Origin of the sequence: Sphingomonas sp. 66-10 (assembly GCF_001897045.1) — a bacterium.
Lineage (GTDB): Bacteria > Pseudomonadota > Alphaproteobacteria > Sphingomonadales > Sphingomonadaceae > Sphingomonas > Sphingomonas lycopersici.
Genome location: NZ_MKRR01000094.1, coordinates 24183 through 34334, shown reverse-complemented (window position 1 = coordinate 34334; position 10152 = coordinate 24183). Strand labels below are relative to the sequence as shown.

Genomic DNA, 10152 nt, shown 5'->3' with positions numbered 1-10152 from the left:
CCGCCGCGCACAGGAGAATGGCCTGTATGGACTGTTTCCTGATTTGCCGTTGCTCTGTTTCCAGGTTCATCGTTACTTCCATATAAGCCGGGCCGCTCCGCCGTGATCAGGACGATCGTTCCGGTTGCGGTGTAAATTCGTTTTGCTTCCCGCACGTTGCCGAATCCGGCCGCCCTTACGAGTCGAGGAAGAGCCCCGTCCGCATTGGGTTGGGTGTCGGCGACGCCGTCGAGCCGCTGGATGGTAAGCCGGAACAGCAGCCGCATCAGGCCTCGCTGCCGACCGTAATCAGCGATTACAAGCCTCCCGCCGGGACGCAGCGCGGCATACATCGCGGCCCGGCCCGCCTGTTTCTCGGCCATGGGCACCTGGTGGAACATCAGGCTCGTGACAACAACGTCGGCGGGAAGTGTCGAAGTTCCGCGCGACGCCGCGTTCCCAGCGGATGTCCGCGCCGGCGGCGTCAGCTTTTGCGCGGGCAATCGCCAGCGCTTCCTCGTCCGGATCGATGCCGATGAAATCCACGCCTGGCTCGGCTGCCTTGAGCATGATGGCGAAGCTGCCGGTGCCGCATCCAACATCAATAATTGCTTCGCCGGGACGCGGTGCCAAAAGCTCGATCATGGCGCGGCACGAGTGCAGATCGAGGGTCCAACGTCGGATCGCCTGATTGTAATCAGCGGTGTCGCCCTTCTCGAGCGGAGGCGTGTAGGCACCGTTCCTGCCGACACCTGCTTCGCATGTTTCGCCAACGCGCGTCGTGTGCCAATAAGCGGGATCGCTGTCTGCCCGTAATGTGCTGGCCTCACATCCGCAATCGCTCATCATTACCTCCGTAGCGAGTCGCGGAAGTATTCCGCACCCTCTAGTTGCTATAGGGTCAACCCCGGCTTCGCCCGGCAGTACCAGCGTGTCGGTGATCCGGTAGTTCGAGATCGCGCCCCGGTTGCACTGGCTGAGGCAATTCCTGCTTGACCCTCTAGTAGCTATAGACTGCATAAGGCAGGCGTCGATTCGTTCGGGGATAACGTAATGACCTGCAGCAGCTGCGCATCAGCAAAGCCGGACACGTTCAACGGTCAATGCTGGCTGCGCTTGCTCTGGATTGAGCTCGCGGCCGAGACAGTCGTGGGCTCGGCATGACTATTTTTGTCGGAGGCGCTGCGGCACCGCGCGGAAGCAGCATGGCCTCGTGGGGGATCGCGGGGAGGCATTTCTCGACCGTGCGCGCGGGACTGGCTCGGGTTCGTACCAAGGGTTTCCGGAGGATTAAGACGTTCAGCACCACCTCCACCGCGGCCTGGCTGGGGGGCCGCTGATGCTCGTTCTTGGCTTTCCGCGTATGCTCGTCCTGCTTGGTTTTGTGGTGCTGGTCCTCTCCTTGGGTGCAGCGCCGGCAGCGTTCGCGCGGGAGCCCTCAGTCTCCTTTGCCGTTGACGGCAGTATCGACGGACAGGCCGCCCTCCGGAGCACCGACGCTCACGCCGTGCCAACGGATAGTGGCAAAGGTTGTCCCTATCGTAACTGCGCGTGCCACGCGCATTATATAGCAGCGATCGTCCCACAGCCCTCGGACATATCGTCTACGAGCAATGCTGTTGCCCGAGTTGGGATGCGAACCTCCATGCACGCAAAAGCGTGCAGTGGCCCTGCGCTCAGGCCACCCGAGGCCTGACCATCCGACTCTTCGCGGCAGCTGGCCGCAAAGCTTCGTCTGGATAGTCAGGAGCTACTTTTCATGCATCGAGTTATTGCGGCCATATTGACCGTCACGTCCTGCGCATCAATTGCCCAGGCGCAGTCGGCGGCCTCACCCCCCTCCACCAGTCAATCGATCTTCACACTCGATCGTGCCCGAACCATTGCCGGGGGCAGTTCCCCTAGTATCGAGTCGGCGGCGGCGGGGATTCGCTCTGCGGCTGCTGGACGTACGATCGCGGGCCTCAGGCCCAATCCTGAAATTCAGGTTCAGACCGAGAATGTTGCCGGCTCTGGCATCTATCGCGGCACGCAAAGCGCGGAAACGACAGCGACGCTTGCACTCCCGATAGAGCTTGGCGGCAAGCGTTCCGCACGAATTGCCGTCGCCGATTCCCGGAGCGCGCGCGCGCAAATCGATGCGGCCATCGCGCTCGCAGATCTCAACCTGCGGATCACGCAAACCTATATCTCGGCGACCGCCGCCGAACGACGCGTGGACGTCGCTCGCCAGCAGGCAGAGATCGCAGGAAATGCTTTCAAGGCAGCGCGGACGCGGGTGATAGCAGGCGCCGGTGCGCCTATTGATCAGCAGCGAGCCGAGGTCTTGCGGGTGAATGCCGAGGTGGGTCTCGAACGCGCGATGCGCGAGGCAGCCGTAGCCCGGGGGAACCTCGAACGGCTTATCGGTCAGCCTATCGATGGCTCACTTGATCTTGGCTGGTTCGGTCGCATCGGCGGTTACGGCCCGACGATGCCGGTCGATCCGAGCGGTACATTGGCGCTGGCTGCCGCGCAGGCCGATCTCAACACTGCGAATGCCCAGGTGCGGCTCGCCAGATCCCAGCGTATCCCGGACATCACGATCAGCGTCGGCGCGCGGCGCTTATCGGAAACCAACGACAACGCGGCGGTGATCGGAATCGCTGTCCCGTTCCCGCTTTTCAACAACGGCGCGGCCGCCGTAAGTCAGGCTCGCGCCGAGCAGACGCGGGCCGATGCCAACCGCCGGGTTGCCGTGATCGAGGCGGAGCAGGCTATTGCGAGCGCCCAGGCTGAGTTGGCCAATGCTGCCGCAACGGCTCGGTCGGCAGGAGGACCGGGTCTTGCCGCGGCCTCCGAGGCCGCCCGCATCGCTCGGATTGGCTATTCTCAGGGCAAGTTCAGCCAGCTCGATTTGCTGGAGGCAGAAAGAACCCTCGCCGAGACCCGGGCTGCGTTCACCGATGCCCTAGCGGCCTATCATGATGCCGAGGCACGCCTTGAGCGATTGACTGCCTCCGCACCCGAATTGGGGGACCGCTGAGCGTTGCAACAATGCTTCCCATCGGTGCGGTCTATCACGCGCCCTGCCATCGTGGCGGCGGCGTATGCGCCGTCGATTGCCGGGCCGTCGGGCCCAGGCCAGCCGAATTCCGGAGATATCCTATGATCCAAGACAAGCGCCTTCTGGGCGGCGTGGCGGGTGCCGTGTTACTCGCTGCCATTGGCGGCTTCAGCGTCGCGCGCTGCACAGCCGATTCAGCCCCCGGCAACCAATCGGCAGAAAAAAAGAAAGACCAAAGTGAGAGGCCGCCGGATAGCCTCGTCATGACTGCGCAGGCAATCCGTGAAGCCGGCATCGCGGTGGAGGCGGTGCGTGCAGGAGGCCTCGGGTCGGAGATCGTTTCGCAGGCGGTCGTCACCCCCTCCCCGACGGGTCAAGCGTTGGTGACGGCCCGTGCGGGCGGCGCGGTTACGCGCGTTTTCAAGCGGCTCGGTGATCCCGTCCGGGCCGGTGAAGCGCTCGCGGTAGTCGAGAGCCGGGATGCCGCGCAGATCGCAGCCGACCGGACCGCCGCCGCTGCGCGCGCCGAGCTGGCGCGCAAATCGCTCGCGCGCGAGCGATATCTTTACGACCAGAAGGTGTCGGCGCGCGTCGATCTCGAACAGGCGCAAGCGGAAGCCGCCGCGACAGCGGCCGAAGCGCGCCGCGCACAGGTCGCGGCGGGTGCGGCTAACGTCACCGGCGACGGCCGCGGTGTCATCGTGGCAAGCCCGATCGCCGGGCGCGTCACCTCCGCGTCGGTGAGTCTGGGTGCCTTTGTCCAGCCGGAGGCCGAGCTCTTTCGTGTCGCCGATCCGAGCAAGATCCAGGTCGAAGCCGCGATCAACCCAAGCGACATAGCGCGTCTTGCGGCGGGAGATCGGGCGATCGTCGAATTGAACGATGGATGCACGGTCGAAGGCCGTGTTCGGGCCGTCACCCCAACGCTGAGCGGCGAGACCCGCTCGGCCACGGCGCTCATCGAAGTGCCGGGCGGTGTCCTTCAACCTGGTCTTGGCGTGCGGGTGCGCCTGATGCCGAGCCAGGGCACAGCGACCAATGCGATTGTGGTCCCCGAAAATGCCGTGCAGAGCGTTGACGGCCGCGATGCCGTGTTCGTCCGCACGCCCCAAGGGTTCCGGGCGCGCTTCGTGACGCTAGGCCAGCGCAGCGCTGGCAGAGTTGAAATCGTTTCCGGGCTCAAGTCCGGCGACATCATCGCCACCCGCAACGCTTTCCTGCTCAAGGCCGAACTCGGCAAGGGCGCGGGCGAGGAGGAATAAGCCATGATCGCAAGTCTCATGGCGCTGTCCGTCCGCGCACGATGGGCGGTGCTGTTCATCTTCCTCGCGATCGCGGGCGTCGGCCTGTGGCAGCTCACCAAGCTGCCGATCGACGCGGTTCCCGACATCACCAACAAACAAGTCCAGATCAACACTGTCGACAGGCGCCTCTCCCCGGTCGAAATGGAAAAGCTCGTCACCTATCCGATTGAGACCGCGCTCGCCGGCATTCCTGGATTGGAGACGACCAGGTCGATCTCGCGTAACGGGTTCAGCCAGGTTTCCGCGATTTTCTCCGAGGGCACCGATCTTTATTTCGCGCGTCAGCAGGTCGGCGAGCGGCTGACCCAGGCGCGCGACACTTTGCCTGACGGAATCCAGCCACAGATCGGTCCGGTTACAACTGGCCTGGGTGAGGTCGTGATGTACACCGTGCGATACCGCAACCCCGGTGGGAAGGGTGGCAAGGTCGAGAATGGTCAACCCGGATGGCAGTCGGACGGCAGCTATCTGACGCCCGAGGGCGATCGGTTGACGAACGAGGTGGAGCAGGCCGGATTCCTCCGCACTGTACAAGACTGGATCGTCCGCCCGCAGTTGCGGGCGGTTTCCGGCGTCGCCGGCGTCGACTCGATTGGCGGCTATGCCAAAACCTTTGTCGTGGAGCCTGATCCGACAAAGCTGGCGACCTACGGCATCTCCTACAGCGAGCTTGGTGAGGCATTGGAAAACGCCAATCTCGCGGTTGGGGCCAACTACTACAACCGCGGTGGCGAAGGCTACCTGGTTCGGCTCGACGCGCGGGTGCGCTCGGTCGACGAAATCAAGAACGCGGTCGCCGCTACGCGGGGCGGTGTGCCGATAACGGTGGGACAAATCGCCAACGTCGAGAGCGGCGGCGATCTCCGCACGGGCGCGGGCAGTGTGAATGGCAAGGAAGCGGTGATCGGTACCGTTCTCATGCTGATCGGACAAAATAGTCGGATCGTCGCGCAAGATGTGGGCACAAAGCTGGATCAAATCTCTAATACATTGCCGCCGGGTGTCGAAGTCGAGATCGTGCTTAATCGCGCTAAACTTGTCAGCTCGACGGTCGCTACGGTCGAGCGCAATCTGACCGAGGGCGCCATCCTCGTCGCAGCATCCCTCTTCCTCTTGCTCGGCAACTGGCGCGCGGCAGTTATTTCGGTGCTCGTGATCCCCTTCTCGTTCCTGATGATGGCTATAGGAATGAACGCGTTCCGGGTTCCGGGCAATCTGATGAGCCTCGGGGCGCTCGACTTCGGGCTGATCGTCGACGGGGCGGTCATCATCATCGAAAACTGTCTGGCGCGGCTCGCGCACCGACAGGAGCATGAGGGGCGACTTCTCACCCTTCGCGAGCGGCTTGAGGAAACCATGCGGGCCTCCCAGGAGATGATCAAGCCCACCGTGTTCGGACAGGCGATCATCCTGCTCGCCTTCGCGCCGCTGCTGATGTTCACCGGTGTCGAGGGCAAAACGTTTTCGCCGATGGCGATCACGATCATGCTCGCGCTCGTCGCGGCGTTCATTCTGGCGCTGACGTTCGTGCCGGCGATGGTGGCGCTGTTGATCCGGGGCCGCGTCGCTGAGAAGGAGGTGTGGTTGATCGCCAAGGCCAAGGCGCGCTACCTACCCCTGCTCGACAAGGCGGTGGCGCGACCGTGGCCGTTCATCGTGGGCGGCTTCGCCTTCTTCCTAGCCGCAGTGCCGGCTTTCGGGTTGCTTGGCTCCGAATTCATTCCCCAGCTCGACGAGAAAAACATCGCACTCGCATCTACGCGCGTGCCTTCCGTCAACCTGGAACAATCGCTCGCGATGCAACGCCAGGTGGAAGCGGCTGTGACGAAACTGCCCGAAGTGGAGCTGATGTTCTCTAAGACAGGCACGGCGGAGGCTGCGACCGATCCGATGCCGCAGAACATGTCGGACGGTTATGTCATTCTCAAGCCACAGGATCAGTGGCCCGCGGGCGTCCACACCAAGGCGGAAGTCATTGAGCGCATCGAGAAGGCTTCTGGCGGTCAACTAGGTCAGCTCTATGAGATGAGCCAACCGATCCAACTGCGCTTCAATGAGCTCATCGCGGGTGTGCGCGGGGACGTGGCGATCAAGCTCTACGGTGACGACCTCGACAAGATGACCCAAACGGCTAACGAGATGGTCCGTATTCTGCAGTCGATCCCAGGCGCGGGCAGCGTCAAGGCTGACCAGGTTGGCGGTGCGCCCACGCTTGACGTCAAGCTCGACCGAGCCGCCATAGCGCGCTACGGTCTCACCGTTCGGGAGGTAGCCGATACAGTCTCCGCAGCACTCGGGGGTCGCGAGTCCGGACTGCTCTACGAGGGAGATCGGCGGTTCGACATCACGGTTCGCGTCCCTGAAGCCACGCGGATAAGTCTGGATGAAATCCAAGCGCTGCCGGTGCTGCTTCCGGACAAAGTCGGCCAGTCTCGCCAACAGGTGCCGCTCGCGCAGGTTGCGCAAATTGGCGTTACCCAAGGGCTGAATGAGATCAGGCGTGAGAACGGCAAGCGTCGCCTCGCTATTCAGATTAACCTTTTGGGCCGAGATGCCGGGTCATTCGTCGCCGAAGCACAATCAAAAATCGCCCAAGTCAAGCTACCAGCGGGTTACTATCTCGAATGGGGTGGCCAATTCCAGAGTCTCCAGGATGCGACCCGCAGGCTCGCGATCGTGGTGCCGTTGTGTTTCCTTGCCATCTTCGGTCTGCTCTATTTGGCGCTTGGAGGGCTCGGACGTGCTGCGGCCGTGTTTCTAGCCGTGCCGCTCGGGCTCGCAGGGGGTGTGTTCACGCTCGCCATGACCGGAATTGCTTTCTCGGTCTCGGCCGCCGTCGGGTTCATCTGCCTCGCCGGTGTCGCCGTACTTAACGGTTTGGTGGTGATGACCGCGATCCGCGAGCGCATTGAAGCCGGGATGCTACTGGTCGATGCAATCAAGGAGGGCATGACCGAGAAGATGCGAGCGGTGGTGATGACCGGCTTCGTGCCGGCCATCGGCTTCGTGCCAATGGCGCTTGCACACGGCACCGGCGCCGAGGTGCAGAAGCCGCTTGCTACTGTCGTGATCGGCGGACTGGTTGCGGCAACCATACTGACGCTGCTCGTCCTCCCGGCGATCTCCAAAGTTGTACTTGGGTACGGGGAACGCTGGGGCCGACGCGAAGACGGTCAAGCGCCAGAGTCGGCGGGTAATCCCGTGTCCCGAGCCTGAAGGAGCCGGTATGAAAGCGTGTTGCTTCGGTGAAGGAATGGAGCGGTGAGATGATCGCCGTGGAGGCCAGGGTGCACCCCCTCGTGGCATCACGATCGTTGAGCGGATTGCTGATCCCCAACGAGAATGGAGATGCACCCATGTCTTACGATTATCACATCGGCGTGGATTACCACAAAGCCTACACGTACCTGTTGGTCCAGGACAGGGGCGGGCAGGTCCTGCGCTCGGGCAAGGTGAAGAACGACCCGGGCTCGCTTGCCGGGTTTTTGACGCCCTATCTGGAGAACAGCCATGCGGTGATGGAAGCGAGCCGCAACTGGACGGTGATGTACGACTGGCTCGACGAGCTGTGCGACGATGTCGTGCTCGCGCCCCCGTTGAAGGTGAAGGCGATCGCCGACGCCAAGATCAAGACCGACAAGATCGACGCGACGATCCTGGCGCATCTGCTGCGGGCGGACCTGATCCCGGAATCCTACGTGCCGCGCGAGGCCGCCCGAGCGCTACGTCAGGCGCTGCGAGAGCGGATCTTCTTCGTGCGGCTGCGCACGATGGTGAAGAACCGGGTGGTGACGATCTTCGACCGCTATCCGGAGCAGACCCGAGCACTGCGGGAGATGACCGACCTGTTCGGCAAGATCGGGCGTGGCCAGCTCGAGCTGCTTTCGGTGTCGACGATCGATCGCGAGCATATCGACCGTGCCATCGCCTTCATCGATGACATCAACCAGCGGATCCACGCGTCGGAAAAGACGATCCGACGCTTCAGCGCTGACAATGCGGACGTCAAACGCCTGAAGACGATCCCTGGCGTGGGTGAGTTCTTCGCGCGCCTGATTGCCGCCGAGATCGACGATGTCACACGCTTCCGCTCGGCGAAGAAGCTCGCCGCCTATGCCGGTCTCGTACCGTCGACCTATGCCAGCGGCGGTAAATGCTGGAACGGGCGGCTCATCAAGACCGGCAACAAGTGGCTGCGCTGGGCCTTTGTGGAAGCGGCAGTTCCCGCCATGCGCGCTGAGCCCGCTCTCAAGTTCGATTATGAGCACTTGAAAGTGACCAAAGGTACCAATCGCGCCAAGGTCGTGATCGCGCGCAAGCTATTGACGATCGCCTACCAGGTGCTGCGCGACCAGCGCGACTATGAGTGCCGCGACGCGCTGGAGCGACGGTCTAATCTTTCCCGGCTGTCCTGATCATGCCTTAGTGGGTTCCGCATCGCGGGGCCGCACTCTCAAGGAAAATGGGAAGTCGAGAGCCGAACACCGGAATGTGATCAAGCCCATCGGGTGAGGTCACGGATTGGAGAATGGCTCACTGCCGTGAAGAACGAGGACAGGGCGTCTGTCCTCGAAACCCTAAACTCGTCCGGACCGGCGCCGACGGACACAGAGCAAATCAGAACCCACGAGAAAATGCGGCATTCCGCTCGTATCCAACTCTTGAGTTCTTTCATTGGAGAGAAGCCATGGCAAGCATAAAGTTGCTCCGGATCTATACCGACGAGGCAGCGCATTTCGGCGACGAAAAAGTGTCCGAGGTGGTGGCGGAACGCGCGCGCAAGGCAAAGCTGGCCGGCGTGACGGTGGTGCGGGCACTTTTCGGATTCGGCCATAGCGCGCACCAGCACCGGCATCATTTGCTCGACGAGGACCAACCGCTCATCATCGAGATCATCGATGAGGAGGCGCACCTGCGTGCCTTCGCAGCCTCGCTCGCGGACATCCCGGGGATCGGGTTGATAACACTCGAGGCCGTCGAGATATTGTTTGAGGCATCGTCATCCGAAGAACACCCACAGCTGCCCACCGGCTGACGAGGCTAGCATGACAAGTCCCGTCCACACCCGAGCCTCGCTCGGAAGGTTCGCTGTCTATCTTGGCATAGCGGTCGCGATTACGGTGCCGGCATTAGCGCTGCGGCTGGGGGGATGGCGACCGGACCCGTTGCTTGATGCGCTGCTGTTCGGTGGCGCGATTTTAGCGGCCGGGTTCATGCTCTCCTGGGGTGCCGAGGCGGCCGAGAAGCGGATCAGCCAGGGCCTCATTGTTGCGGCTATCGCTTTAATCACGGTGCTGCCCGAATACGCAGTCGATTTCTATTATGCCTATGTCGCGGGTCAGAACCCGGACTCGAACTATGTCCATTATGCGGCCGCCAACATGACGGGTGCGAACCGTCTTCTCGTGGGCTTGGCGTGGCCTACGCTCGTGCTCATTCACTGGTTTCGTACGCGGGAGCGCCAAATCGACCTTGCCCCGGTCAACGCCGCGGAAGTCACGTTCCTGCTTATCGGCTCCATCTGGTCGTTTACAATCCTGCTGCGCAATGAGATCGGCCTACTCGATACGGTGGTGCTTGTCGCCGTCTTCGGCGTTTATGTCTGGCGCGTCAGCCGCCTTCCGAAGGCGGAAGAGGGCGAAGACGACGAACCCGGCCCGGCGGCGGCGCTGGCGACACTGTCCTCTGGTCGGCAATGGCTCGTCATGGGTGCCCTCACGATCGTTGCAGCCGCGGTGATCCTGGTGTCGGCGGAGCCCTTTGCCGAAGCGATGGTGGGCTCGGGCCGCGTGCTGGGATTCGACGAATTCCTGCTCATCCAGT

General features: G+C 62.7%; 7 protein-coding genes and 1 pseudogene. 6 read left to right on the top strand and 2 right to left on the bottom strand.

Translation table 11 applies throughout. The annotated features are described in order from the left end of the window. Together BGN95_RS07585 and BGN95_RS07580 are read right to left on the bottom strand one after the other, a co-directional pair. Positions 1 to 266, bottom strand: a pseudogene (locus tag BGN95_RS07585) (hypothetical protein); the annotation flags it as partial. Positions 267 to 288: 22 nt separating this feature from the next. Continuing rightward, positions 289 to 828, bottom strand: coding sequence for a class I SAM-dependent methyltransferase (locus BGN95_RS07580; protein ID WP_286772166.1), 540 nt, complete (start codon positions 826 to 828; stop codon positions 289 to 291). Between the two features lie 910 nt (positions 829 to 1738). Between BGN95_RS07580 and BGN95_RS07575 the strand changes: the two genes are divergently transcribed. From BGN95_RS07575 to BGN95_RS07550, 6 genes are all read left to right on the top strand, one after another. Then, on the top strand, positions 1739 to 3004 hold the full coding sequence (locus BGN95_RS07575) for a TolC family protein (protein ID WP_286772165.1): 1266 nt from the start codon (positions 1739 to 1741) through the stop codon (positions 3002 to 3004). 122 nt (positions 3005 to 3126) lie between these two features. Then, positions 3127 to 4287, top strand: a complete 1161-nt coding sequence (locus BGN95_RS07570; protein WP_286772164.1) for an efflux RND transporter periplasmic adaptor subunit — start codon at positions 3127 to 3129, stop codon at positions 4285 to 4287. A gap of 3 nt (positions 4288 to 4290) precedes the next feature. After that, on the top strand, positions 4291 to 7545 hold the full coding sequence (locus BGN95_RS07565) for an efflux RND transporter permease subunit (RefSeq protein ID WP_286772163.1): 3255 nt from the start codon (positions 4291 to 4293) through the stop codon (positions 7543 to 7545). Between the two features lie 50 nt (positions 7546 to 7595). Beyond that, entirely contained in the window at positions 7596 to 8744 is a 1149-nt protein-coding gene (locus BGN95_RS07560; protein ID WP_286772162.1) for an IS110 family RNA-guided transposase, read from the top strand. Positions 8745 to 9031: 287 nt separating this feature from the next. Next, positions 9032 to 9364 (top strand): DUF190 domain-containing protein, encoded by a 333-nt coding sequence (locus BGN95_RS07555; RefSeq protein ID WP_353744684.1) that lies wholly within the window; start codon positions 9032 to 9034, stop codon positions 9362 to 9364. A 10-nt stretch (positions 9365 to 9374) separates the two neighbouring features. Then, positions 9375 to 10152, top strand: a 778-nt coding sequence (locus BGN95_RS07550) for a calcium:cation antiporter family protein (RefSeq protein ID WP_502688268.1), incomplete at its 3' end; no start/stop codon positions are given.

Bases quoted from the DNA above. Each gene is read 5' to 3' on its own strand.
- BGN95_RS07565 (WP_286772163.1), top strand. From the start codon at position 4,291: ATGATCGCAAGTCTCATGGCGCTGTCCGTCCGCGCACGATGGGCGGTG.
- BGN95_RS07580 (WP_286772166.1), bottom strand. From the start codon at position 828: ATGATGAGCGATTGCGGATGTGAGGCCAGCACATTACGGGCAGACAGC.
- BGN95_RS07570 (WP_286772164.1), top strand. From the start codon at position 3,127: ATGATCCAAGACAAGCGCCTTCTGGGCGGCGTGGCGGGTGCCGTGTTA.
- BGN95_RS07575 (WP_286772165.1), top strand. From the start codon at position 1,739: ATGCATCGAGTTATTGCGGCCATATTGACCGTCACGTCCTGCGCATCA.
- BGN95_RS07560 (WP_286772162.1), top strand. From the start codon at position 7,596: ATGATCGCCGTGGAGGCCAGGGTGCACCCCCTCGTGGCATCACGATCG.